Consider the following 24761-nt stretch of genomic DNA (forward strand, 5'->3'; position numbering starts at 1 on the left):
ATTGAAATGAGAGGATTCTGGTGAAAAACCTCCCTTCGGGCGAAGGGAGGTTGAGCTATCAGGAAACGTGCTGCAAGAATTCCTGTAAGCGTTGGCTGGGTGGATTTTCAATCAGGGCCTGCGGATTACCGTCTTCGGCAATTCGTCCCTTATCAATGAAAATCAGGCGTGAAGCCACTTTTTCGGCAAAGCCGATTTCGTGGGTCACAATCACCATGGTCATCCCTTCTTCCGCCAGGTCCTGCATCACTTTCAGAACTTCATGGCGCAGTTCAGGGTCGAGTGCTGAGGTTGGCTCATCAAACAGCATCATTTTCGGTTTTACTGCCAGCGCACGGGCGATAGCCACACGCTGTTGTTGACCACCGGACAGTTCAGAAGGGTAGTGATGTGCACGTTCGGCCAGACCCACTTTTGCCAGCAGCTCTTTCGCCAGTTTCTCGGCCTGTTCTTTATTCGCCCCGCGTACGCGCTGCGGTCCGAACATGACGTTTTCCAGTGCCGTCAGATGTGGGAACAGGTAGAACTGCTGAAACACCATTCCGGCTTCCTGACGGATTAAGCGCTCGTCTACCTTCGGATCGTTTACTTTCAGACCATCGACGATCAGATCGCCGGAGGTTATCTCTTCCAGCTTGTTAATGCAGCGCAGCAGGGTAGATTTACCGGATCCTGACGGCCCGATAATCACCACGACTTCACCCTGCTGAATGTTCAGGTCAATATTGTGCAGCACCTGGGTTGGACCAAAGTGCTTAGAAACGTTTTTAAATTCAATCACAGGATTTTCATCCTTCTTTCCAGACGACGCAGAATGAAGCTCAGCACCAGCGTAATGATCAGATAGAACACCGCAACGGCGCTCCAGATTTCCAGTGCGCGGAAGTTACCGGCAATGATTTCCTGGCCCTGACGGGTCAGTTCAGCGACGCCAATGACAATAAACAGCGAGGTATCTTTAATGCTGATGATCCACTGGTTGCCTAGCGGTGGCAGCATACGACGCAGTGCGAGGGGTAAAATAACGTGGCGGATAGTCTCTGTGCGTGAAAGTCCAAGCGCCAAACCGGCTTCGCTGAACCCTTTATGGATTGAGAGCACCGCACCGCGGGTGATTTCCGCAATATAGGCCCCGGAGTTGATCATGATGGTGACAACGGCGGCGCTAAAGGGGTCAATGCGTAAATCGTTAAATGCCATTGGCAGAGCGAAGTAAATAAACATTACCTGCACAACGATTGGCGTACCGCGAATGACTTCGATAAACACCAGCGCTACGTGGTTGGCGATCCAACCGCCGAAAGTGCGCGCAAACCCTGCTGCAAGTCCGATTATCAGACCGCCAGCCAGACCGAGGACCGAGATCCACAGGGTCATTTTGGCGCCTTCAATCAAAAGCGGGATGGCGGGCCAGATGGCACTCCAGTCAAACTGCATATGTCGTTCCTGTTACCGTGGTGTAAATATTCAAATGCCCGTTTTGCCGGATGTGCTGTGCTTATCCGGCCTACAGGTCTCAAAAATCCAGGCGTAGGCCCGGTTAGCATCACGCTACCGGGCAACGCTGCCGGTTATTATTTAGGTTCAGTACCGAACCATTTTTTGTAGATTTCGTTGTAAGTGCCGTTCTCTTTCAGCGTTTTCAGCGCGCCGTTCACTTTCTCACGCAGGTCGTCGCTGCCTTTCGGGAAGGCGATACCGTACTGCTGGGCTTCCAGCGATTCGCCTACAGCTTTGAACTGACCATTGCCAGCTGTTTTGATGAAGTAAAGAATGTTTGGTGTGTCGTGCAGTACAGCGTCTGCGCGGTTGGTGCCCAGTTCCATATATGCGTTATCGATATTCGGGAACTGACGCAGGTCTTTGGTTTTGATATTCGCTTTCGCGTAATCAACGGAACCGGTGCCGCTCTTAACTGCAACGACTTTACCATCCAGATCTTTTACGCTTTTGACGTCGTTGTTATTCGCTTTCACCATCACTAACAGACCGCTTTTGTAGTAGCCGTCGGAGAAGTCGATCGCTTTTTTACGCTCATCGGTGATGGTGATACCTGCCAGTGCCAGGTCGATATTTTTGGTTTGCAGAGCCGGGATGATGCCGCTGAAATCCATCGGTTTCAGTTCATAATCCAGTTTCAGTTCTTTGGCCACGGCAGCCCACAGATCCACATCAAAACCAACGTATTTGTCACCCTGTTTGAATTCAAACGGTACAAACGCGGTGTCGGTTGCGACAACCAGTTTCTTGTCTGCGGCATGGGAGGACACCGCAAAAGCCAGGGTAAGTGCAGCCAGTGAAACTTTTAATACAGACTTCATAGGATTTCCTTTTATATCCACGGGGCGATCCCCTGCGAGAACATATGGCTTAATGAAAAAATCGTGCCAATTTTGCAACTCATTGTTTTAACAAGAGGGTGTCTCGTTTCTCTGCACAATAAGTAGGGCAAAGCGAATAATCTGCACTGTTTTGGGGCACTCATTTGGTGCGAACCAGTCACGGTGCAAACGGTATGACTATTTAGCGTAAAAATTGTTGATAAAACAATCTTTCGTTAACGATTGTGTGAGGTGATTATTACAAATAATTTACTTTGGAGTGACGAATGAACAATGTTATGCACCATAGATGTGCAAAACCCCCGCCGGAGCGAGGGTTATATAGGTAATTCTTATGTCTGCTGTTACTCAATGTTGGCTTCGATAAACCACAGGAATTTATCGAGGTCGCGAGAAGCTGCGGTAAAGATATCCGCGGTATCTTCGTCTTTTGCTTCGCTGATAGCTTTACGTACGCTGTTTGCAACTACGGCATAACGTTCGGCCAGCTCTTTTAAGTGGTCCTGTACGCTATGGATATCCAGCGGGTAACTTTTCAGAGGCGTTTTGCTGTTAATAACCTGAGTTGTGCCCAGTGCCACACCGCCCAACTGTACGGCGCGTTCAGCCATGGTGTCGAGGTGATCGGTAAGGGCTGTACGGAAGCCATCCAGCATTTCATGTACTGCAATGAAGTTTGCACCGCGCATGTTCCAGTGAGCCTGTTTAGTGATCAATGACAGGTCAATGAACTGGATTACTTGCTGATTCAGCAGTTCTACGGTCGCTTTCTTTTCGCTATCAGACACATCGTTGCGGGTATAAAGGAGGGCGGATGCTTTTGTTTTTACCAGTTTCGCGGTACTCATATTTTCATATCCTCTTGATATTTATGTCCCAACTCTTCAACGGAATTAAGTATAGCGCTAAATTTGGATTTTTGTTTCCGGTGTTGCCTATCACTTTAATAGCGAAGAAGAGGGTAAATATAAAATATCAAATAAAATCAATGTAATGAGTGTTTTGTTACTTGCGCGGTGTTATTTTTATGTTAATTTTAAGATTAAATGAAATATGCGGATGAGAAAATTATATTTATTAGAATTATTATCACGCAGATTTACAATTGGATATTCTGCATGATTATGCAAACCATGCAGAATAATACGTGGTTAATTCACGTCGACTTGTTTTATTTGTGGCTCTTTACGAATAGTGAGCGTAGAGCCCATTGATGCGACAATAATGGCGCCCAGAGCAAGCGTCTGGATAAGCGTCAGCGTTTCACCGAGGAAGATCATTCCGGAAACCGCTGCCAGCGCGGGTTCCATGCTCATCAATGTACCGAAAGTACGCGTAGGCAGGCGCGTCAACGCAATCATCTCCAGTGAATAGGGAAGCGCAGTAGAGAGGACTGCAATGGCCAGACCTAACGGCAGTATGGACCAGTGCCACAGGGCATCTCCGGCCTGGAGTGCGCCGATTGGTACAAATACCAGAGCTGCAATGAATGACCCTACTGCGACGGTTGCCGGACCGTGTTCCGCCCCGGCTCGCTGCCCGGTAAGAATATAGATGGCCCAGCAGGCGCCAGCCCCCAGCGCCAGCGCTGCGCCGGTTAAATCTACGTGAGAAACGTCCTGACCCAGAGGCAGCAGGAACCAGAGCCCGAGCACTGCCAACGCAACCCAAATGAAATCCACCGGGCGTCGGGATGAAAACAGTGCTACCGCGAGCGGGCCGGTAAATTCCAGCGCCACGGCGATTCCCAGTGGGACGGTTTGGATTGACAGGTAGAAAAGGTAGTTCATCCCGCCCAGAGACAGGCCATAAAACAGTAGCGGCAGGCGTTGTTCTTTAGCGAATCGTAAACGCCAGGGCTTAAAGAAAGCGATAAGAATGAGCGTACCCAGCGCAAGGCGCAGCGCGGTAACGCCCGGCGCACCGACGAGTGGAAACAACGATTTTGCCAGTGATGCTCCGCTTTGAATGGAGGACATAGCAATAAGCAAAACCAAAATAGGCAACCAGACTGGCGCTTTACGTGACAACCCCGGCATCCTTTCTCCTGTCAAATGATGATTACACGTCTCCATCTGTGCCACGCTTCAGCATTGTTACGACGCAGATGATTTTATGTATAGAAAAGTAAAACAGCGAGTGTAATGGAATTACGCTCAACTGGTTGAGTATTCGTTGAAAAAAAAATTGCTCAGTTCCGTACAATGGCATGAAAATGATGGATTAATAATCTGTGTGATTAGGAATGTTCTGGATGAATGTGCCATATTGTGCGCGCAATAATGGTATTTTCAGTTGAAAAAGTGATGTTAATTGAAAGAGATAGCGGGTTTTTGAAATGTTCTGTTACATGAAAGACCCCGTTAGACATCGCGAATCGCAAAGAGTTTCCCATCAATTTTTGGTATATTTAAAACTTAAGATTTACTTGAAGCACATTTGAGGTGGTTATGAAAAAAATTGCATGTCTTTCAGCACTGGCCGCTGTTCTGGCTTTCTCCGCAGGTACTGCTGTAGCTGCTACTTCTACCGTTACCGGTGGTTACGCTCAGAGCGATGCTCAGGGCGCAGCAAACAAAATGAACGGTTTCAACCTGAAGTATCGCTACGAGCAGGACAACAACCCGCTGGGTGTCATCGGTTCCTTCACTTACACTGAAAAAGACCGTACCGATGCTTCTGGCGACTACAACAAAACCCAATACTACGGCATCACTGCTGGTCCGGCTTACCGTCTGAACGACTGGGCAAGCATCTACGGCGTTGTGGGTGTTGGTTACGGTAAATTCCAGAACGTAGAATCTTCGACTTACAACCACAGCACCAGCGACTACGGTTTCTCTTACGGTGCGGGCCTGCAGTTCAACCCGATTGAAAACGTTGCTCTGGACTTCTCCTACGAGCAGAGCCGTATTCGTAGCGTTGACGTTGGCACCTGGATTGCTGGCGTGGGTTACCGCTTCTAATCACTTCGGTGATATGAAAAATCCGCCTCTTGGGGCGGATTTTTTTTGCGTGTAATGCAGGAAGGAATGTCGTTGTAGGCCTGATAAGCGCAGCGCATCAGGCATCGGTAGCAAAATGCCTTATCCGGCCGACAACGTATTATTTGGTTGAGAAAATATCGGTACCCAGATGGTTGTAGTCCACCTTCTGCAGTTTGAAGTTGGTGATGTACACCGGCCCGGCTTTTTTCTCTGAGATAAAGCGGTAGCTGTTGGTGATTTCCTTTGCGCTGATCCCTGTCCACTGCGAGAAAAAACTGAGGAAATCATTGGCGGAGCGACGGGCTTTAATCACCCGATGCGCTTTATCATCGCTCGACAGCACCATGAAAGGCACCTGGAAATTCTGCTGGAACTGATCGTCATGCGCCAGGTACTGCACCTCTTTTCCCCGCTCTTTAAACGCGAGGCCATGATCGGAGAAATAGACCATCGAGAAGCTATTACCGCTGTTACGTAACTGCTCGTAAAGCTGGCGCAGCAGGTTATCCGTCTGTGTCATTGTGTACAGATAACAAGATGTCTCTTTTGACTGGACGAAAGTCTCGTATTTACCCTGTGTTCGGTCACAGGCCTGCGGATGCGAGCCCATTAAATGCAGCACGATGAGCTGTGGCTGGGTGCGCTCGGTTGCCAGCACCTGGGCAGTCATCTTCAACAGCGCTTCGTCACGGGTGTTTTTATCCGCTTCGAAGTCACCGCTTTTGAGGAACTGAACCTCATCAGCGCGCTTCGCAATGCTGGCGATGGCCGTATCGTATTCACCAATCTGTCCCTGATTGGAAAACCACCATGTCTGAAAGCCCGCGCGGTTAGCCAGGGTGACAAAGTTATCCTGGAACTGGGGTTTATTATCCACTACCCGATTAAGCGTTAAGCCGAGCGATTTTTGCGTTGAACCGCTGGCAGCAATGTAATCCGCAAAGATATAGCCGTTAACGGAGCTGGCAAACGGGGTGTTATCCCAGTGACCGCCAAACGCGCCTAACGCATCGCGGCGGGCGCTTTCACCGATTACCACGACGTAGGTGTGATACTTCGGTTTAACGGCGGTTACCGTCCAGCTGTCTTTTACGCTCGACAGTTTCGCCATACGCTCTTGTTCGTCGAGCACTTCGTTGTTATTGACGATAACGTCCTTGGCGAAACGGAAAACCGGATAGCCAGTGTCTTTCAGCTTGAACACGCCGCCCCAGGCCAGGTTTTGTACCGGGGTAACAAAGAATGCGACAACGCTAAACAGCAAACAAATGCTGTCGAACTTATTCCAGCTGCGCTGCTGCACATCTTTTTTACGGCGTACGGCGATAACGCCAAGGGCAAAAATAAACACCCCAACCAGATAACTGTACCAGGGGAAGATGGTCAGGATCTCGGTTGACTCTTCCATATTGGTTGAGTGCAGCGCCAGCAAGGTATTGAAGTTCGGTGAGCCGTAAGCCTGGCCGAACGGAAAGTACATTGCCGCAATGAGTGAGCAAATGCCAATCAGTGCTTTCTGCGCGCGCGGCGCGCTACGCCACAGCAGCATCAATATACAGGTGAAAGCAACGCTATAGAGCAGGCTAAGCGGATAGCCCAGAGCAAGGTTTATTAGCAGAGACTGTAAGAAATAGAGGCCAGTCCACGGACTAATTGCCCGGCTACGAGCAATGATTGAATCTTTGAGGGTTAAATTCATATGCCACTGTTACAAAAACGCCATGTGCTTACCCTGGCGCTAAGGGTCATTGCCTGCCTGAGAGAGCGAGAAGAGGGATAGGGTCCGCATCCGCGAGCCGCAATATACGCAGGGCTGCGAAAAGATAGAGTGTGCGCAAGAGAAGGTCAACTACTACAAAGAAATTGTTTTGCGAGGGGCGTGGCAAAACTGACAAAAAGAAAGGTTATTGAGACGAAAACCACCACCGTACCCGAATGACGGCAGGAAAATGAAGCGGCGTACCGCGACGCCGCATTATTTTTCTGAAGGTTTATCCTGCTCTGGTTTGCTGTTAATCATGTCACACAGCATAGAGATCAGCATCAACCGTACTTTAAAGGGAGAGTGGCTAAACACGCGTATGCACCTCTTAAATTCATTCATGTAAACCTCCTGACTTCACAATCCCATCAGTCCTTGAGGGATGTCTTTATTATATACAGATATAGCACAGGCTATATTATATAGCTATTGCTAAAACGTTAATTTTTTGTGCCCACGCAACTCTGGTTTACAATGAGCGCTCTCTAATCAGATGCCGTTAACGCGTCACAGTAACGAGGAAGCAGAATGAGTCGTCGCGCAGGTATGCCAACAACAAAAAAAGTGACGCAATTGGTGAATGTCGAAGAACACGTTGAAGGATTTCGTCAGGTCCGGGAGGCGCATCGCCGCGAACTGATTGATGACTACGTAGAGCTGATTTCCGATCTCATTATTGAGGTGGGTGAAGCGCGCCAGGTGGATATGGCCGCGCGACTTGGGGTTTCCCAGCCGACGGTTGCTAAAATGCTTAAGCGCCTTGCTTCAGTCGGATTGATTGAAATGATCCCGTGGCGTGGGGTGTTCTTAACTGCAGAAGGTGAACGACTGGCCCAGGAGAGCCGGGAACGTCATCAGATTGTGGAAAATTTCCTGTTGATGTTAGGCATCAGCCCGGAAATTGCCCGTCGCGACGCGGAGGGGATGGAGCATCACGTTAGTAAGGAAACGCTGGAGGCTTTTAGCCGGTTTACGCAACAGCAAGGAACGGGCTCTGAATGAGTTTTCCTTTATTACGTGCTTTACAGCGCGATCGTTTTTTCCAGCTGTTAATCATCGTTGGGGTTGTACTGAGTCTGTTCACGCCATTTACGCCCCGGTCCTGGCCAGGGGCGATTGACTGGCACACGATAATCACGCTTAGCGGCCTGATGTTACTGACCAAAGGCGTGGAGCTAAGCGGTTATTTCGATGTGTTAGGTCGCAAGATGACCCGCCGCTTCAAAACAGAGCGCCAGCTGGCGATATTTATGGTGCTGGCGGCGGCGTTGTTGTCGACGTTTCTGACCAACGACGTTGCATTGTTTATTGTTGTTCCGCTGACCATCACCCTGAAAAAATTATGTGCCATTCCGGTGAATCGCCTGATTATCTTTGAGGCGCTGGCGGTAAACGCCGGATCGTTGCTCACGCCAATAGGTAATCCGCAAAACATTCTGATGTGGGGACGCTCAGGCTTATCGTTTACCGCGTTTACCTGGCAAATGGCGCCGCTTGCGGGGGCCATGATGCTGACGCTGGTGGTGCTGTGCTGGTTCAGTTTCCCGCATAAAGCGTTGCACTATCATACCGGTACGCGCGCGCCTGACTGGCAACCACGCCTGGTATGGAGTTGTCTGGCGCTGTATATCATCTTCCTGGCGGCGCTGGAGTTAAAGCAAGAACTGTGGGGACTGGCGATTGTGGCGGCAGGGTTCATGGTGCTGGCGCGTCGCGTGATCCTCAGCGTGGACTGGACGTTGCTGTTAGTGTTTATGGCGATGTTCATTGATGTGCATTTGTTGACGCAGCTCCCGGCCTTGCAGGGGATTACCCACCAGATTGGCACGCTCTCAGCGCCGGGACTTTGGTTAACGGCTATTGGCCTGTCGCAGTTTATCAGTAATGTGCCCAGTACGATTTTGTTGCTGAACTACGTTCCGCCGACGCTGCTGCTGGCCTGGGCGGTTAATGTGGGCGGCTTTGGTCTGTTGCCGGGATCGCTGGCGAATCTCATTGCGTTACGGATGGCAAACGACCGACGGATCTGGTGGCGTTTTCATTGGTATTCGGTACCGATGCTGATATGGGCGGCGCTGGTGGGGTATGGTTTGCTGCTGTTGATGTAATTGATGTGATGTGCCGGATGGCGGCTGGCGCCTAATCCGGCCTACTGCGTTGGTAGGCCCGATAAGCGTAGCGCCATCGGGCATATATAGCAGATTAGTTCAAACGAACCGGCATACCTGAACGGTTCTGTACCGCCTGCTCAACGACGGCCTGATCGACGTCAGACTGACCGGTGATGCTGGTAATGCTCTTGTTCAGGGTAATCGGTACGATTTCTCCGCCTTCGAACTGTGCTTCAGTCGTAGACAGTGGGTTATGTACTTCGATGTAACGGCTGCCGTCTGGTTCGGTAGTGGCTTTTACCGGCTCATCGATAAACTGTACGCGGGTGCCGACTGGCACATTTTCAAACAGGAATTTGATGTCGTCGTTACGCAGACGCACGCAACCGTGGCTGACGCGTAAGCCTACGCCGAAGTTAGCATTGGTGCCGTGGATGGCATACAGGCGACCGATATACAGCGCGTACAGTCCCATCGGGTTATCCGGACCTGCCGGAACAACGGCTGGCAGCGGCTCGCCCGCAGCGCGGTATTCCGCATGCATTTTCGCCGTTGGCGTCCAGGTTGGGCCCGCTTTTTTACGTTCTACTTTGGTGGTCCAGTTGATTGGCGTGTCTTTGCCCAGCTGGCCGATACCGATCGGCAGAACAATTACGGTGTTGGTGCCTTTCGGGTAGTAGTACAGACGCATTTCAGCGCTGTTGATAACAATACCTTCATGCACGGTATCCGGCAGGATCAACTGCTGAGGAATGTTCAGCACGGTGCCGCCTTTCGGCAGGAAGGTATCCACGCCCGGGTTGGCTTCCAGCATGTTAGACAAACCCATCTGATACTCTGCCGCAAAATACTCCAGCGGTTGGGTGTTGCCTTCAGGAATAGTAATGACCTGGTTTTGGCCAATCAAACGGCTACCATCAGTCGGCAGCGGGTACGTGACGGCTGAAGCGGTATTACAAAAACCAACTATTGCGAGTGCCGCCGCGAAAAGCGTTGTTAATTTCATATTCATATTCATGTATGCGAGATTCAGTGCCAGGCAGGCTAGTGGGTTGAGATTTATGTAGTGTTGGGCACGCATTATATGTGCAATCTGAGCAACAAGGAATTCGGATGTGTACTAAATCACATTTTTTTCCTTTTGGTTTCACTTTTTCCCTTCCGCATGAAGACGCGATCTTCTTGCAGACTTATGGCATAATAAGCGGTTTGTCACATATTTCTTTCTCTTTCAGGATACGCCAGTGTTAGTTTCCAGCAACGTCACCATGCAGTTCGGCAGTAAGCCGCTGTTTGAAAATATTTCCGTCAAATTTGGCGGCGGCAACCGTTACGGCCTGATTGGCGCGAACGGTAGCGGTAAATCCACTTTTATGAAAATTCTCGGCGGCGACCTCGAACCGACGCTGGGTAACGTTTCCCTCGATCCTAACGAGCGCATTGGTAAGCTGCGCCAGGATCAGTTCGCCTTTGAAGAGTTCACCGTGCTCGACACCGTGATCATGGGTCACGCTGAACTGTGGGAAGTGAAGCAGGAGCGCGATCGCATTTACGCTCTGGCCGAGATGAGCGAAGAAGACGGCTATAAAGTTGCTGACCTCGAAGTTCAGTATGGCGAAATGGACGGCTACTCTGCGGAAGCGCGTGCGGGTGAACTGTTGCTGGGCGTAGGTATTCCGGTAGAACAGCATTACGGCCCGATGAGCGAAGTCGCGCCTGGCTGGAAGCTGCGTGTGCTTCTGGCACAGGCGCTGTTCTCTAACCCGGACATTCTGCTGCTCGACGAACCAACGAACAACCTGGATATCGACACCATCCGCTGGCTGGAGCAGACGCTGAACGAGCGTGACAGCACCATGATCATCATTTCGCACGACCGTCACTTCCTGAACATGGTCTGTACGCATATGGCGGATCTGGACTACGGCGAACTGCGTGTTTATCCGGGTAACTACGACGAATACATGACGGCGGCAACCCAGGCGCGTGAACGTCTGCTGGCCGATAACGCCAAGAAGAAAGCACAGATTGCCGATCTGCAATCCTTCGTCAGCCGCTTTAGCGCCAACGCGTCTAAATCTCGACAGGCGACTTCTCGTGCGCGTCAGATTGATAAGATTAAGCTCGACGAAGTGAAGGCATCCAGCCGTCAGAACCCGTTCATTCGCTTCGAACAGGATAAGAAACTGTTCCGTAACGCGCTGGAAGTGGAAGCGCTGGCGAAAGGTTTTGATGAAGGCCCGCTGTTTAAAAACTTCAACCTGCTGCTGGAAGTAGGGGAGAAGGTTGCCATCATTGGTGCCAACGGCGTGGGTAAATCCACCATGCTGAAAACGTTGGTTGGCGACTTGCAGCCGGACAACGGTACCGTTAAGTGGTCTGAAAACGCCCAGGTCGGTTACTACGCGCAGGATCATGAATACGAGTTCGAAAACGATCTGACCGTTTTCGAATGGATGAGCCAGTGGAAACAAGAAGGCGATGATGAGCAGGTAGTACGTAGCTTCCTTGGCCGTCTGCTGTTCAGCCAGGACGATATCAAGAAACCTGCGAAAGTGCTCTCTGGTGGTGAAAAAGGACGCATGCTGTTCGGTAAGCTGATGATGCAGAAACCGAATATCCTGGTTATGGATGAACCGACCAACCACCTGGATATGGAATCTATCGAGTCGCTGAACATGGCGCTGGAAATGTACCAGGGCACGCTGATCTTCGTTTCTCACGACCGTGAGTTCGTCAGCTCGCTGGCAACCCGCGTGATTGAAATTACGCCGGAACGCGTAATCGACTTCACCGGTAACTACGAAGATTACCTGCGTAGTAAAGGCGTCGAATAATTATCCCGTCGTTCTCGTGTTACAGGTGTGATGGTTGCACCTGTAACACGAGATACTTAGGGATAAGGGTATATAAAATTAAACAATCCCCAGCGCGCGTTTGCCGTGGATATTCAAATCCTCCAGCGTGAAGCGTCCTTCCCAGTTAGTTTCATAATCCTCCCGTGGAAAATCACCCGGCGACGCACCTTTTTCCAGCGCGGCCTTCACTTTGTGGGCGTAGGTCAGATTCTTTTCGCACATCGGTGCGGCAGGAATGTACATCACGTTACCCCAACCCTGCTGATTTTCCACCGGTGCGACGGAGTGAATCACATCACAATGCCACCAGACGGAGTCTCCTGCGTCCAGTTGCGGAATGCTGGTTAACGCTTCAATCAGCAGAGGATGCCATTGCGTGGAAATCGGCAGCACCCGGCCGGGCGCGACGCCGCAAAGTTCATCTTCTGGCACATCGTCAAGCAATGGGCGTAACAGCACATACGCCATCGCTTCAGGGATCGGGACCACATGCAACAATCCCTGACCTGGCAGCATATCGGACAATGCAGTCCAGCCCTGGAAGGTACGGAATACCGAACATTTGGTGGTGTTATCCACCGTGTACTCTTCTACCTCGGTGCGATGCGCCGCCTGCCACGGATCGTAATCTTCCAGCTTGCCATTGAAAACATGAGCAAAGACCTGCTGATATGCCGGAAGAAGCCAGCGTTCCAGCGCGCCGGAATCCGTATGCGCGCCCAGCCCTTTGGACGTGGTTCCCGGCGGTCGACGGCGAATGCGGTCAGGGTAAATAACGCTGATATCCGGGTTAAACCATTGTTTACCTTCGCTTGTAAAGGTCCACAAACGATTGAGGAACGACTGTGCATTGGCCATTTCTTCACTCTGGCGGGCCTGCATCTGCGCCTGGGACCAGTAGATGGGGTAGATTTCAGGCCGTGATGCGCTCAGAGTACCGAAGAAATTATCGCCGGGTCCTTTATAGACGTCGTCAAAGTGGTTGCGGTCCAGATAGTCCAGCATTGAGCTGTCCCATCCGAGAGCCTGTTCGCGAGGGAAATGACCTTTAATGACTGCGCATCCGCGACGCTTAATTTCTTCACGCTGCTCTGCACTTACGTGGCCCGCTTTGATATCTGCATAAGATATCACCGGCCACACCGGGGCACCTTGCGCTTTGAGGGCGTTGATTTCCGCCACGCGGGTGGCGATAGCATCGCTCAACTGATTGAAGATTAACTGAACATCCCCAAGCTGTGCCCGCAGTTGCTGTTTCATCTGCCGGATTGCCGCTTTGTGATCGGCGGGCAGCGTGTCGCTGGTAAAAGTAAAAGCCATATCCACCTCGCATTAACTTTCATTCGAAACTTAACTAACTTACAGATGATAATATAAGTTAAAATTTAGTTAACACAAGTTTAAAACTTGATGGAGTGAGCAAAATAGAAAAAGTATGAAAACCGGGATGAGAGATACCCCGGTTGGCAGGATTAGACGTTAAAAGGGGAGGTGTTATCCAGCACAGCCTGAATTACGTTCAGCGCGCCCTGATGGTTATTGTCGTCGGTCTGATAGCGAGCAATCGCTTTGATATTCTCTGCCGCGTTGGCCATGGCGAAAGAGTAGTGCGCCATTTTCAGCATTTCCGCGTCGTTTCCGCTATCGCCAATGGCGACGACGTTTTGCGGTGACAGGTTCCAGCGTTTAAGCAGGCGGCTGATCCCGTTGGCTTTATGTAGGCCCGGAATGATCAGATCGATAAACCCGAAGCCGCTGGTGACGGGCTTCATGATGCCGTCCAGCGCAGCATGCAGGTGATCGATAACCAATGGGATTTGTTGGTCCGGTAAATTTAGCGAGAACTTGAACAGCACATCGTCGATATCCTGATAATCCTTTACGGGTTTCAGGCGATGGTAGTGTTTTGACATCAATGCGACAAAGGACTCTGGCGCATTTTCGCTAACGTAAGCGCTTTGCAGCCCGCAAGCCACAAAGTTGAGCTGCTTATCTTTTAGCAGTTCACCAATGACAATACGGGATTCGTGGCGGGTAAGCTCGCCGTGAAACAGCTGCTTGCCATGCTCATAAACCAGCGCGCCATTCTCAGCGACAAACGATATTTCGTCTTTAAGCTCCGGGAAAAAGGAGATCAACTGGTAATACTGGTTGCCGCTGGCCACGACAAATTCGATATTTCGTTTTTTCAGTTCCTGATACTGCGCCATAAAACGTGCACGATCGTATTTCTTGGCGTCGTCGAGAAAAGTTCCGTCCATATCGGTGACGATAACTTTGATGGTCATAAAGATAGGCTCCTGGCGATTACTGCAACCAGAAACATTCTAATAACAATGTGACCTGTAGCACAAATTTAATTTCGAATGAAAGTAAAAAGCCGGGTGGTAGCTTCGCCTTACCCGGCTACGGGGAGAATCGTTGTAGGCCGGATAAGCGTCAGCGCATCCGGCAATGGGGAGGTTAGCGTGCCGGATGGCGGTGTGGAATCTCATCCGGCCGGCAATATTGTTTACAGCATATGTTCAGTACGCGCGATGATGTCGTCTTGCGCATCCGGAGAAAGCGCAGTGAAGAAGGCGGAATAACCAGCTACACGGACCACCAGGTCACGATATTGATCCGGGTGTTTTTTGGCTTCCAGCAGCGTTTCACGGGAGACAATGTTGTACTGAATATGCCAGCCTTTGTGCTCTTCGAAGAAGGTACGCAGCAGGATCATCAGCTTTTGCTTATCGGATTCATTTTCCAGCGTGGCCGGGTTGAGCTTCTGATTTAACAGCACGCCGCCGAGAATCGAACCGGTCGGCAGTTTACCCACCGAACCAATTACCGCCGTTGGGCCGAGGTGGTCCGTACCGGAAGCCGGGCTTGCGCCTTCTGCCAGCGGAGTGTGTGCTTTACGGCCATCCGGCGTTGCCATCGTTGCTGCGCCGAACGGCACGTTTGCCGAAATAGACGAGGTCCCGGCGTAGTAATTGCCGCCAACCGGGCCACGTCCGTAACGCGGATTATGATACTGTTTCAGTTCATTGATATAGGTCTGATAAGCGCGGGCCAGCAGCGTATCAACGCTATCGTCATCGTTGCCGTATTTCGGCGCGCCGTTGATTAGCCGTTGGCGTAACTGCTCATGGGTCAGACCGTCAAAATCATCGGCCAGCGCAGCGGCCAGCTGTTGTTGACCAATAGCGCCCTGTTCAAAGACCAGTTTCTTCACTGCTGCCAGGCTGTTACCGAGGTTGGCAATACCCACCTGCAAACCCGATACCCAGTCATACTTCGCGCCGCCTTGCTTAATGCTTTTCGCCCGTTCAATGCAGTCGTCTACCAGCGCGGAACACAGAATATCGTGCACGTTCTCTTCCAGCATGGTGTCGACGACATACTCAATTTCTATGGATTTACGCGTGCAGTAACGGATCTGCGTATCCCAGGCATCCATCACTTCGTCGAAATTGTTGAAGTTACCAGCCGAGAGCGCTTTTTCCTGTGGCAGAAAGACTTTGCCACTGGTGGCATCGCGCCCACCTTCCAGTGCCGCCAGCATCACGCGGGCAAAGTTAATAAAGCTCATGCCGGTGCAACGGTAGCCCCATTTCCCGCCAACGGCGGTTTCGATACACCCAATGGCCGCATAGTCATAGGCATCCTGCGGTTCAATACCCAACTTAATGAATTCCGGTATGACGATTTCATCGTTGTTAAAGGCTGGCATCCCGAAACCGCAGCGGATCACCTGCACGCAGGCATCAAGGAAGTCATTACTCATCCCCGCGTGATAACGCACGCTCAGGTTTGGCTGCGTAGAACGCAGACGACCACATGACTCCAGAATCGCGTAGGAGAGCGGGTTGACGGCATCCATCGGCTGGCCGTTGACCAGGTTTTGACCACCAATGGTCACGTTCTGATACAGCGGGCTACCCGCTGAGGCTTTCGAATGGGAGCCGGAACGGATTTTGTTCACTTCCAGCAGTTTCAACCAGCAGCTGTGCAACAGTTCAATAGCGTGCTCACGATCAAGACTCTGGTTCAGTTCAACGTCACGACGATAGAACGGATAGAGGTATTGATCCATACGACCAAACGACACCGAGTGACCGTTTGATTCAATTTGCAGGATCAGCTGGATGAAATAGCATAACTGCAATGCCTGCCAGAACGTTTTTGGCGGTTCATGGGCGATCACATCGCAGTTTTCCGCCATGGTCAGCAGTTCATCTCGACGGCTGGTGCGGGTTTCCGTGGACGCCATTTTACGCGCCAGCGCGGCAAAGCGCTCAATGTGAAGACTGACGGCTTCCAGCACGATATCAATCGCTTTCAGGAACTGATCGCCATGGAGGTCTTCCAGACATGTCAGATTGATGCGGGAGCGACGTTCATCGACTTTGTGACGCAGGCCGTCGAGACCTTTTTCCAGCAGCAGCGGGAAGTTTACCGCCAGGTGTGCGTCGCCGGAGGTCATGTTACCTTCGGCTTTGATAATACCGGTTTCCAGCAGCCCTTTCTGCTCATCAGTGAACATCCCGTAGCAGCGATCCTGCACGGTTTGACCACGCCACCATGGGCACACCTCATGTAATACACGTTTGTTCTCTTCGCTTACCGCAAAGCCTGCGCCCGGTCTGTCGGCGAGGTCGTCGATCTCTTTTTCAATCCAGGAGACGGTGTATTCCGGGAAGATAGGCGCGGCACGCACTTCGCTTGCCTGGTTACCAATGATCAGTTCGTCATGTTTGATCCAGATGGTGCGTTCCGCCAGATGATGGGCTAGCGCCAGTGCGCGACGTACCGGGATAGGCTTATCCAGGTGTTGCTGATACATCTCGGTATAGTGCTGGGCGCGCTCGGTACAAACCGGTGGTTTCACGATGTGGATCAGGGCCGTTTTATGCGCTTTGATACGGTCGCTGAGTGTGTCCAGTTTCAGAGTGGTCATGGCAATTATCCTCGTAGGGTCGCAGTTAAACCTTTAAGGCTGGCGTACTGCTGGGCAAATTCGAGCAGTGCTGGCGCATCAAGCGGTTTATCCGGTGCGTTGTAGGGTTGACTGAGTAAGTGGTATTTGTTGATGCCCAGGGTGTGGTAGGGCAAAAAATGGATCTCACCGACGTGAAGCTCATCGGCGGCAAAATCGGTAATGGCCTGAATAGCGGCTTCGTCTGCGTTGAATCCCTGAATCAGCGGTACGCGGATAATCATTTTTTTACCGGCGGCAGCCAGTTTTTTTAGATTTTTCAGTACGCGAGAGGCACGCCCATCGGTCCATTGTTTAAACGGCGCATCTGCAACGTGTTTTAGATCTGCCAGAAACAGATCGACGTCAGGTAATGATGGTTCAATATACTTCCACGGGACATGCAAACAGGTTTCCACCGCGGTATGAATGCCTGCGTCGTGGCTGGCTTTGAGCAAAGCAGCTGCCAGCTCTGGCTGCATAAACGGTTCACCGCCGGACAGGGTGAGGCCTCCGCCACTGCGGTCGTAAAACGGTTTATCTCGCAATACGGTCGCCATGATATCGTCCACGCTTTTTACCTCTCCGCAGACGGTTAACGCCTGAGTCGGACAGCAGTCGGTCAGTACGGTGAGAGCGTCATCGGTCAGTTTTTCGCGATGAATAAGTAATCCGCCCAGCGCCCGTTCAATCACGGTGGGTGCAGCCTGAGCACAGAGATCGCAACCGTCGAGGCACAAACGCGCGTCATAAAGCAGGTCCTGCGTGCGGGCGCGGCTTTCCGGATTCTGGCACCACCGACAGCCCAGGGAGCATCCCTTAAGGAACACCACGGTACGAATACCGGGGCCATCATGCGTGGAGTAGCGCTGGATATTGAAAATCATAAGCGACCTCTTTTCTTTCGTATAAAGATTAAATTACTTTCGAATGAAAGTTATATTGACATGCGTCAACTAACCGTGAGGTTTCGCCGTGCTACCTTTTATTCATGCTAATTATTCGTTTGAGGAAAGGTTATGGAACTCTATTTAGATACGTCTGATGTTGATGCGGTAAAAGCTCTGGCGCGCATTTTCCCGCTGGCAGGGGTGACCACTAACCCGAGCATTGTGGCGGCAGGGAACCAGACGCTGGAAGTACTACTGCCGCAACTGCAGGAAGCGATGGGAGGGCAAGGGCGTCTGTTTGCTCAGGTGATGGCGACCACCGCCGAAGGGATGGTCAGCGATGCGCGTAAGCTGCGGGCAATCATTGCTGATATCGTGGTCAAAGTGCCGGTGACAGCAGAAGGTCTGGCGGCTATAAAATTGCTGAAAGAAGAAGGGATCCCGACGTTAGGTACTGCGGTATACGGTGCAGCTCAAGGGTTATTGGCTGCTCTGGCGGGTGCGGAATACGTTGCGCCATACGTTAACCGCGTGGATGCGCAAGGAGGGGATGGCATTCAGACGGTGGCCGACCTGCAGACGTTACTGAAAATGCATGCCCCGCACGCCAAAGTACTGGCAGCCAGTTTTAAAACACCGCGTCAGGCACTGGATTGTCTGCTGGCGGGCTGCGAGTCCATCACGCTACCGCTGGACGTTGCTCAGCAGATGATTAGCTCTCCGGCGGTTGATGCTGCCGTCGCGAAGTTTGAGCACGACTGGCAGAGCGCATTCGGTCGCACGTCGATCTGATGCTGTTGCCGGGTGGTGCTAACGCTTACCCGGCCTACGTTGGAGCTGTTGTAGGTCGGGTAAGGCGAAGCCGCCACCCGACTTTTTTACTGCCCGCAAACCTCACACCCCGGGTTGCGCATCAGCTTCATTTCGCGAAACTGGCAGGTCATGGCATCGTACATGACGATTTTTCCGGATGCCGGTTTACCGTAGTTTGCCAGTAGCTTAATGGCTTCCATCGCCTGTAACGATCCGATCACGCCGATCAGCGGGGCCATCACTCCGGCTTCTACGCAGGTCAGGGCATTTTCACCGAACAGACGACTCAGGCAACGGTAGCAGGGCTCACCGTCCTGGTATGTAAATACGGTAATTTGTCCTTCCATGCGAATAGCTGCACCGGAAACCAGCGGGACTCTGGCGGCAAAACATCCGGCATTCAACTGATTGCGGATGCTGACGTTATCCGTACAGTCCAGCACCAAATCGTGTTCGGCAATAAGCGCGTGAATCTCGCTATCGTCAAGCAGCGCATTCACCGGCGTAATGGCGATATAAGGGTTAATCCGCGCTAGCGCGTCACGGGCGGATAGCACTTTGGGTTGCCCGACGGTTGCATCGCTGTGCAGCGTCTGGCGTTGGAGGTTCGACACGGAGACCGTGTCAAAGTCGAGCAGGGTTAAATGCCCGACGCCAGCGCCCGCAAGGTACTGAGTTGCTGCGCATCCCAGTCCCCCCAGACCAACGACCAGTACCCGCGCATCTTTGAGCGCTTCCTGACCTTCGAAATCGAAGCCGCGCAGAATGATTTGCCGGTTATAGCGCATCATCTCCTGGTCGCTGAGTTCCGCCATTACAGGCCTCCAAACAGTGCGTTAAACGGCTCGACCTCAACCCATTCTCCAGCCTCAACGTTACCGCGATCGCGCTCCAGCACGATAAAGCAGTTGCCCTGGCTAAAGGAGCTAAAAATATGCGAGCCCTGGTGTCCGGTGGTGGTGACTTCCAGTTCGCCTTCCGCGGTACGCTGCAATACACCACGTTGAAAATCCAGGCGCCCTGGCGTTTTCTTCAGGCGTGAGGCTGTGCGCACGCGCTGGCGCGGAGGTAACCCACAGGCGGTGTTTCCGCTGAGTTTCGCCAGCAGCGGTTGCACCAGTTGATAAAAGGTGAGGGCCGCAGAAACCGGATTACCCGGCAGGCCGCAAAACCAGCTGTTGCTCAGTTTACCAAACGCGAACGGTTTACCGGGTTTGATGGCCAGCTTCCAGAAGGCAATTTCTCCCAGCTCTTCCAGAATGGTTTTGGTGTAATCCGCTTCGCCTACCGAAACGCCACCAGAGCTGATGACGACGTCGGCCTGGCTGTCGGCTTCGATAAACGCGGCCCGCAGCGCGTTGGGATCGTCGCGAATAATTCCTAAGTTGATCACTTCGCAGCCCAACTGCTGCAGCATCAGGTGAACGGTCAGACGGTTTGTGTCATAAATCTGCCCGTCGCCCAGCGGTTGACCCGGCAGTTGCAGCTCATCACCGGTGGAGAACAACGCCACGCGAACTTTGCGAACGACCGGTACTTCGGCAATGCCGAGCGAGGCCAGAACAGGAAGCTCGGCGGTTGTCAGACGAGTTCCGGTAGGGAATACCACCGCGCCGTTTGCGATATCTTCACCGCGCAGACGAATATTTTGTCCGCTGCGGACCTCGGCGGTAAAACGCACACCGTCGTCAGTTTGTTCCGTTTGCTCCTGCATCACCACCGCTTCACAACCGGCAGGCACCGGGGCACCGGTCATAATGCGGATGCAGGTTCCCGCAGGCCACTCGCCGTGGAATGGTTGACCAGCAAAGGCTTTGCCAGCCACCGCAAGAGGCTGGTCTGATTGTAAATCGGCTAATCGCACCGCATAGCCATCCATTGCCGAGTTATCGAATCCCGGCACATCAATCGGGGAGATGACGTCGGTGGCCAGAATGCGGCCAAAGCATTGAACCAGCGGCAGCGTTTCGACGGCGGTGAGTGGGGTAATACGCGAAAGCATCTGAGAGAGAGCCGTTTCAAGCGGCATCAGTCCGGCGGTAAATTCCATGAGAAGACTCCTGCGGGGCAAAATCGAATCCGCTCATTATGTCAGAAAATGGACGCGGACAGTATGCTACCTCAGGCTTAGGATCCGATCTGAGACAGGTTTTCTGCCAGAGAATAGCGCTACAGGAAAAATGCAGTATAGACTCATTATTTCTGCTTTTTTCCAGGAGGCTAAATGGCTGCGACTATCCCGAATTCAATTCGACAACAGGTGAATGCCGCCAGTGCACTGATTGCGCGGATTATAGAGGGCGACCTGGTTGCTGTTCATTTGTATGGCTCTGCTGTTGAAGGTGGCTTAAAGCCCCAAAGCGATATCGATTTACTGGTTACCATTAGGCAGCCACTGAATACCCGGCAAAGAAAAGATCTGATGCAGGGTTTTCTGGAAATATCAGCACCGCCTGGCAGCGTTGATAGCTATCGGGCGCTGGAAGTGACCATTGTGGTCAATTCACAACTTGTGCCGTGGCGATTCCCACCGTCAAGAGAAATGCAATTTGGCGAATGGTTGCGTGACGGTATTCGCGCGGGAATTGTTGAACCGAGACAGGTGGATCCTGATCTTTCGATCCTGCTGACCCAGGCCCGGCGCGCCAGCGTAGCGTTGTTCGGTGAACCCGCTGAGACGTTATTCAACGTCATCCCTTTTAGCGATGTCGTGCAAACGTTTCGGCATATCCTTGATATGTGGCAGAAACCGGGCGATTTAGAGGGTGACGAGCGAAATATCATCCTTACTCTGGCGCGTATTTGGTACAGCGTAGTTACGGGCAATATTGTCGCTAAAGATGAAGCTGCCTCCTGGCTTATACCGCAATTACCCGATGAGTATGCTGATACGCTGCAAGCCGCACGTGCAGAATACCTGGGGTTAACCAAAAAGAACTGGGCTGCGTCTATGCCATCTGTTGAACGCTTTGTGTTTTATGCAAAAAAACAGATTGCCAATCGGCTTGAATAATATATTCAACGATGTTGGAAGATACTCTTTCTGTTTAACTCATCTAAATAACCTGATGGGATGGGGCGTGAGGTACGGGCCTTAACCTTTACATGACGTCTGCATCTTTCTATATTCAAAAATCGAATCAATAAGTCACAGAAATTCTGATATTTATAACCCCGGTACCTGCCACCTAATGGACGAAAAAAATGGGTAAAGCAGTCATTGCAATTCACGGCGGCGCAGGGGCTATCACCCGTTCGCAGCTGAGCCAGGAGCAAGAGTTGCGTTATATACAGGCGCTGTCGGATATCGTTGAAACCGGCCAGCGGATGCTTGAAGACGGTCGTAGCGCACTGGATGTGGTGACCGAAGCCGTGCGCTTACTGGAAGAGTGTCCGTTGTTTAATGCCGGAATTGGCGCGGTATATACCCGTGATGAAACCCATGAACTGGATGCCTGCGTGATGGACGGTAACACGCTGAATGCGGGAGCCGTCGCCGGAGTCAGCCATTTACGCAATCCGATTCTCGCGGCGCGCCTGGTAATGGAACACAGCCCGCACGTCATGATGATCGGTGAAGGGGCTGAAAACTTTGCCATTGCGCAGGGTATGGAGCGCGTATCAGCGGATATTTTCTCGACGCCAGAACGCTACGCTCAACTACTGGCGGCGCGAACAGCGGGTGAAACGGTGCTGGACCATAGCGCGAGCCCGCTGGATGAAAACAACAAAATGGGTACCGTGGGGGCGGTCGCGTTAGATATGTTTGGCAATCTGGCGGCCGCAACATCGACCGGGGGGATGACCAACAAATTACCGGGGCGGGTGGGTGACAGTCCGTTGGTCGGCGCAGGCTGTTATGCCAATAACGCAAGTGTGGCAGTCTCCTGCACCGGAACCGGGGAAGTCTTTATTCGTGCGCTGGCGGCCTATGACATTGCGGCGTTGATGGACTATGGCGGCCTGAGTTTATCCGAAGCGTGTGAACGCGTAGTGATGGAAAAATTACCGGCGCTTGGCGGCAGTGGCGGTTTAATTGCTATCGATCATGAGGGCAATGTCGCCTTGCCGTTTAATAGCGAAGGCATGTACCGCGCCTGGGGATATGCAGGCGATACGCCAACCACCGGTATTTATCGGGAAAAAGGAGATAGCGTTGCCACACAGTGATGAGCTTGATGCCAGCGACGTGCTGGCAGTCAGCAATCTGAATATTGCCTTTGAACAGGAACAGCAACGTGTCAGCGCAGTGCGTAATCTGTCATTTCGCCTGAAGCGTGGCGAAACGCTGGCGATTGTTGGTGAGTCCGGTTCAGGAAAGTCGGTAACGGCCTTGTCGCTGATGCATCTGATTGAACAAGCAGGCGGCGAGGTAAGCTGCGATGAAATGCTGCTGCGACGCCGCAACCGGCAGGTTATTGAGCTGGGTGAACAGAGCGCATCACAAATGCGTCACGTGCGCGGTGCGGATATCGCGATGATCTTCCAGGAGCCTATGACATCGCTCAATCCGGTGTTTACCGTGGGCGAGCAAATTGCTGAGTCTATACGCTTGCACCAGGGCGCCAGCCATGAAGAGGCGATGGTAGAAGCGAAGCGGATGCTCGATCAGGTGCGTATCCCCGAGGCGAAGGCGATTTTATCGCGTTATCCACACCAGCTTTCCGGCGGTATGCGCCAGCGGGTGATGATTGCCATGGCACTGTCGTGTCGCCCTGCGGTTTTAATTGCCGATGAGCCGACGACCGCGCTGGATGTCACCATTCAGGCGCAGATCCTGCAACTGATAAAAGTGTTGCAGCAGGATATGTCGATGGGAGTGATCTTCATAACCCACGATATGGGCGTTGTGGCGGATATTGCAGACCGCGTGCTGGTGATGTATCAGGGCGAGGCGGTAGAAACCGGCAGCGTTGAACAAATTTTTCACGCTCCCCAGCATCCCTATACCAAAGCGCTGTTGGCAGCCGTGCCGCAGCTTGGGGCGATGAACGGGCATGAGCTTCCGCGCCGTTTCCCGCTCATTTCATTGCACGATCCCAGCCATGTAGAACCGCAGACCGAGCAGGACACCGTGGTTGAAGGCGAGCCTATTCTGCGGGTGCGTAATTTGGTGACGCGTTTTCCTCTGCGCAGCGGCATTCTAAATCGCGTGACTCGCGAGGTGCATGCAGTGGAAAACGTCAGCTTTGACCTGTGGCCGGGAGAAACGCTCTCGCTGGTGGGGGAGTCGGGCTGCGGGAAATCCACCACCGGGCGGGCGCTGCTGCGCCTGGTTGAGTCTCAGCGTGGGGAAATCATTTTCAATGGGCAGCGTATTGATACCCTTGCTGCCAGCAAGTTGCAGCCGCTACGTCGGGATATTCAGTTTATCTTCCAGGATCCGTATGCTTCGCTCGATCCGCGCCAGACCGTGGGATATTCCATTCTGGAGCCGCTACGGGTACATGGGTTATTGCAGGGCGATGCGGGGTCAAAACTGGTTGCATGGTTGTTGGAACGTGTAGGCTTGCTACCTGAGCATGCCTGGCGCTATCCGCACGAGTTTTCCGGCGGTCAGCGTCAGCGTATCTGTATTGCACGGGCATTGGCGCTCAATCCCAAAGTGATTATTGCCGATGAATCTGTCTCGGCGCTGGATGTTTCAATTCGTGGGCAAATCATCAACCTGATGCTCGACCTACAGCGAGAATTGGGTATCGCATACCTGTTTATTTCCCACGATATGGCGGTGGTGGAACGGATCAGTCACCGTGTGGCGGTGATGTATCTTGGGCAGATCGTTGAGATAGGCACCCGGCGGGCAGTGTTTGAAAATCCGCAACATCCGTACACTCGCAAGCTGATGGCGGCAGTTCCGGTCGCCGATCCATCCCATCACCGGCCCCAGCGTGTGCTGTTGTCGGACGATATCCCCAGCAATATTCGTAAACGTGGCGAAGAGATTTCCCCCGTATCACTCCAGTTAGTTGGTCCGGGGCATTATGTTGCGCGTCCGCTACCAGAAAATGCGCTTTCGCGTTTATAACAGGCAG

General features: G+C 52.2%; 22 protein-coding genes. 8 read left to right on the forward strand and 14 right to left on the reverse strand.

Annotated elements, in window-relative coordinates:
- Positions 1 to 58 precede the first annotated feature (58 nt).
- The 5 genes from glnQ to rhtA form a co-directional block, all read right to left on the reverse strand.
- Complete coding sequence (gene glnQ / locus OGY68_RS08555; RefSeq protein WP_003035246.1) at positions 59 to 781, reverse strand: glutamine ABC transporter ATP-binding protein GlnQ; 723 nt, start codon at positions 779 to 781, stop codon at positions 59 to 61.
- Positions 778 to 1437 (reverse strand): glutamine ABC transporter permease GlnP, encoded by a 660-nt coding sequence (gene glnP / locus OGY68_RS08560; protein WP_003035248.1) that lies wholly within the window; start codon positions 1435 to 1437, stop codon positions 778 to 780. Before glnP ends, glnQ begins: the two co-directional genes overlap by 4 nt.
- A gap of 137 nt (positions 1438 to 1574) precedes the next feature.
- Complete coding sequence (gene glnH, locus OGY68_RS08565) at positions 1575 to 2321, reverse strand: glutamine ABC transporter substrate-binding protein GlnH (protein ID WP_003035251.1); 747 nt, start codon at positions 2319 to 2321, stop codon at positions 1575 to 1577.
- A gap of 365 nt (positions 2322 to 2686) precedes the next feature.
- Entirely contained in the window at positions 2687 to 3190 is a 504-nt protein-coding gene (gene dps / locus OGY68_RS08570; protein WP_003035253.1) for a DNA starvation/stationary phase protection protein Dps, read from the reverse strand.
- Positions 3191 to 3493: 303 nt separating this feature from the next.
- Complete coding sequence (rhtA, locus tag OGY68_RS08575) at positions 3494 to 4381, reverse strand: threonine/homoserine exporter RhtA (RefSeq protein ID WP_008784209.1); 888 nt, start codon at positions 4379 to 4381, stop codon at positions 3494 to 3496.
- A 411-nt stretch (positions 4382 to 4792) separates the two neighbouring features.
- Here rhtA and ompX point away from each other — a divergent pair, with 411 nt between their 5' ends.
- Positions 4793 to 5308, forward strand: a complete 516-nt coding sequence (gene ompX, locus OGY68_RS08580) for an outer membrane protein OmpX (RefSeq protein WP_003831579.1) — start codon at positions 4793 to 4795, stop codon at positions 5306 to 5308.
- 139 nt (positions 5309 to 5447) lie between these two features.
- Here ompX and OGY68_RS08585 read toward each other — a convergent pair whose 3' ends face one another.
- Positions 5448 to 7028, reverse strand: a complete 1581-nt coding sequence (locus OGY68_RS08585; RefSeq protein WP_057067342.1) for a phosphoethanolamine transferase — start codon at positions 7026 to 7028, stop codon at positions 5448 to 5450.
- 276 nt (positions 7029 to 7304) lie between these two features.
- Positions 7305 to 7433 (reverse strand): manganase accumulation protein MntS, encoded by a 129-nt coding sequence (gene mntS, locus OGY68_RS08590; protein WP_003831584.1) that lies wholly within the window; start codon positions 7431 to 7433, stop codon positions 7305 to 7307.
- A gap of 186 nt (positions 7434 to 7619) precedes the next feature.
- Here mntS and mntR point away from each other — a divergent pair, with 186 nt between their 5' ends.
- A complete protein-coding gene (gene mntR / locus OGY68_RS08595) occupies positions 7620 to 8093 on the forward strand; it encodes a manganese-binding transcriptional regulator MntR (protein ID WP_003831586.1) in 474 nt (157 codons plus the stop codon).
- A complete protein-coding gene (locus OGY68_RS08600) occupies positions 8090 to 9199 on the forward strand; it encodes an anion transporter (protein ID WP_057067343.1) in 1110 nt (369 codons plus the stop codon). The genes mntR and OGY68_RS08600 overlap by 4 nt, the downstream gene beginning before the upstream one ends.
- A gap of 94 nt (positions 9200 to 9293) precedes the next feature.
- Here the strand turns inward: OGY68_RS08600 and ldtB are convergent, their stop codons facing one another.
- A complete protein-coding gene (gene ldtB, locus OGY68_RS08605) occupies positions 9294 to 10214 on the reverse strand; it encodes a L,D-transpeptidase (RefSeq protein WP_003035268.1) in 921 nt (306 codons plus the stop codon).
- Between the two features lie 232 nt (positions 10215 to 10446).
- On the opposite strand from ldtB, the gene OGY68_RS08610 reads away from it, so the two are divergent.
- A complete protein-coding gene (locus tag OGY68_RS08610) occupies positions 10447 to 12039 on the forward strand; it encodes an ABC-F family ATPase (RefSeq protein WP_008784214.1) in 1593 nt (530 codons plus the stop codon).
- 78 nt (positions 12040 to 12117) lie between these two features.
- Here OGY68_RS08610 and OGY68_RS08615 read toward each other — a convergent pair whose 3' ends face one another.
- The 4 genes from OGY68_RS08615 to OGY68_RS08630 all read right to left on the reverse strand — a co-directional run bounded on the left by OGY68_RS08615 (position 12118) and on the right by OGY68_RS08630 (position 17910).
- Positions 12118 to 13380 carry a DUF1479 domain-containing protein gene (locus OGY68_RS08615; protein WP_286580920.1) on the reverse strand — a complete coding sequence of 421 codons (1263 nt, stop codon included), beginning with the start codon at positions 13378 to 13380 and terminating at the stop codon, positions 12118 to 12120.
- 152 nt (positions 13381 to 13532) lie between these two features.
- Positions 13533 to 14348 (reverse strand): Cof-type HAD-IIB family hydrolase, encoded by an 816-nt coding sequence (locus tag OGY68_RS08620; protein WP_213752075.1) that lies wholly within the window; start codon positions 14346 to 14348, stop codon positions 13533 to 13535.
- A gap of 224 nt (positions 14349 to 14572) precedes the next feature.
- Positions 14573 to 17005: a glycyl radical protein gene (locus tag OGY68_RS08625; protein WP_057067346.1), complete on the reverse strand. Its 2433-nt coding sequence runs from the start codon at positions 17003 to 17005 to the stop codon at positions 14573 to 14575.
- 5 nt (positions 17006 to 17010) lie between these two features.
- A complete protein-coding gene (locus OGY68_RS08630; RefSeq protein WP_057067347.1) occupies positions 17011 to 17910 on the reverse strand; it encodes a glycyl-radical enzyme activating protein in 900 nt (299 codons plus the stop codon).
- A gap of 132 nt (positions 17911 to 18042) precedes the next feature.
- Between OGY68_RS08630 and fsa the strand changes: the two genes are divergently transcribed.
- On the forward strand, positions 18043 to 18705 hold the full coding sequence (gene fsa / locus OGY68_RS08635) for a fructose-6-phosphate aldolase (RefSeq protein ID WP_032942786.1): 663 nt from the start codon (positions 18043 to 18045) through the stop codon (positions 18703 to 18705).
- 86 nt (positions 18706 to 18791) lie between these two features.
- Here fsa and moeB read toward each other — a convergent pair whose 3' ends face one another.
- On the reverse strand, positions 18792 to 19541 hold the full coding sequence (gene moeB / locus OGY68_RS08640; RefSeq protein WP_057067348.1) for a molybdopterin-synthase adenylyltransferase MoeB: 750 nt from the start codon (positions 19539 to 19541) through the stop codon (positions 18792 to 18794).
- Complete coding sequence (gene moeA, locus OGY68_RS08645) at positions 19541 to 20776, reverse strand: molybdopterin molybdotransferase MoeA (protein WP_008784221.1); 1236 nt, start codon at positions 20774 to 20776, stop codon at positions 19541 to 19543. The genes moeB and moeA overlap by 1 nt, the downstream gene beginning before the upstream one ends.
- A 174-nt stretch (positions 20777 to 20950) precedes the next feature.
- On the opposite strand from moeA, the gene OGY68_RS08650 reads away from it, so the two are divergent.
- The 3 genes from OGY68_RS08650 (at position 20951) to gsiA (ending at position 24754) form a co-directional block, all read left to right on the forward strand.
- On the forward strand, positions 20951 to 21739 hold the full coding sequence (locus OGY68_RS08650; protein ID WP_286580924.1) for an aminoglycoside adenylyltransferase family protein: 789 nt from the start codon (positions 20951 to 20953) through the stop codon (positions 21737 to 21739).
- 191 nt (positions 21740 to 21930) lie between these two features.
- Entirely contained in the window at positions 21931 to 22896 is a 966-nt protein-coding gene (gene iaaA, locus OGY68_RS08655) for a beta-aspartyl-peptidase (RefSeq protein ID WP_003836974.1), read from the forward strand.
- The gene (gene gsiA, locus OGY68_RS08660; protein ID WP_286616950.1) at positions 22883 to 24754 is read left to right on the forward strand and encodes a glutathione ABC transporter ATP-binding protein GsiA; all 1872 of its coding nucleotides are present in this window, start codon (positions 22883 to 22885) and stop codon (positions 24752 to 24754) included. Before iaaA ends, gsiA begins: the two co-directional genes overlap by 14 nt.
- The last annotated feature ends 7 nt before the right edge of the window (positions 24755 to 24761 follow it).

Source organism: Citrobacter sp. Cpo065, from assembly GCF_030332805.1.
Taxonomy (GTDB): Bacteria; Pseudomonadota; Gammaproteobacteria; order Enterobacterales; family Enterobacteriaceae; genus Citrobacter; species Citrobacter portucalensis.

Coding starts and splice junctions, on each gene's coding strand:
- OGY68_RS08600 (WP_057067343.1), top strand. CDS start 8,090: ATGAGTTTTCCTTTATTACGTGCTTTACAGCGCGATCGTTTTTTCCAG.
- glnP (WP_003035248.1), bottom strand. CDS start 1,437: ATGCAGTTTGACTGGAGTGCCATCTGGCCCGCCATCCCGCTTTTGATT.
- moeA (WP_008784221.1), bottom strand. CDS start 20,776: ATGGAATTTACCGCCGGACTGATGCCGCTTGAAACGGCTCTCTCTCAG.
- fsa (WP_032942786.1), top strand. CDS start 18,043: ATGGAACTCTATTTAGATACGTCTGATGTTGATGCGGTAAAAGCTCTG.
- OGY68_RS08650 (WP_286580924.1), top strand. CDS start 20,951: ATGGCTGCGACTATCCCGAATTCAATTCGACAACAGGTGAATGCCGCC.
- ompX (WP_003831579.1), top strand. CDS start 4,793: ATGAAAAAAATTGCATGTCTTTCAGCACTGGCCGCTGTTCTGGCTTTC.
- dps (WP_003035253.1), bottom strand. CDS start 3,190: ATGAGTACCGCGAAACTGGTAAAAACAAAAGCATCCGCCCTCCTTTAT.
- mntS (WP_003831584.1), bottom strand. CDS start 7,433: ATGAATGAATTTAAGAGGTGCATACGCGTGTTTAGCCACTCTCCCTTT.
- OGY68_RS08625 (WP_057067346.1), bottom strand. CDS start 17,005: ATGACCACTCTGAAACTGGACACACTCAGCGACCGTATCAAAGCGCAT.
- ldtB (WP_003035268.1), bottom strand. CDS start 10,214: ATGAATATGAAATTAACAACGCTTTTCGCGGCGGCACTCGCAATAGTT.
- OGY68_RS08620 (WP_213752075.1), bottom strand. CDS start 14,348: ATGACCATCAAAGTTATCGTCACCGATATGGACGGAACTTTTCTCGAC.
- iaaA (WP_003836974.1), top strand. CDS start 21,931: ATGGGTAAAGCAGTCATTGCAATTCACGGCGGCGCAGGGGCTATCACC.
- moeB (WP_057067348.1), bottom strand. CDS start 19,541: ATGGCGGAACTCAGCGACCAGGAGATGATGCGCTATAACCGGCAAATC.
- glnH (WP_003035251.1), bottom strand. CDS start 2,321: ATGAAGTCTGTATTAAAAGTTTCACTGGCTGCACTTACCCTGGCTTTT.
- OGY68_RS08585 (WP_057067342.1), bottom strand. CDS start 7,028: ATGAATTTAACCCTCAAAGATTCAATCATTGCTCGTAGCCGGGCAATT.
- rhtA (WP_008784209.1), bottom strand. CDS start 4,381: ATGCCGGGGTTGTCACGTAAAGCGCCAGTCTGGTTGCCTATTTTGGTT.
- mntR (WP_003831586.1), top strand. CDS start 7,620: ATGAGTCGTCGCGCAGGTATGCCAACAACAAAAAAAGTGACGCAATTG.
- OGY68_RS08615 (WP_286580920.1), bottom strand. CDS start 13,380: ATGGCTTTTACTTTTACCAGCGACACGCTGCCCGCCGATCACAAAGCG.
- OGY68_RS08630 (WP_057067347.1), bottom strand. CDS start 17,910: ATGATTTTCAATATCCAGCGCTACTCCACGCATGATGGCCCCGGTATT.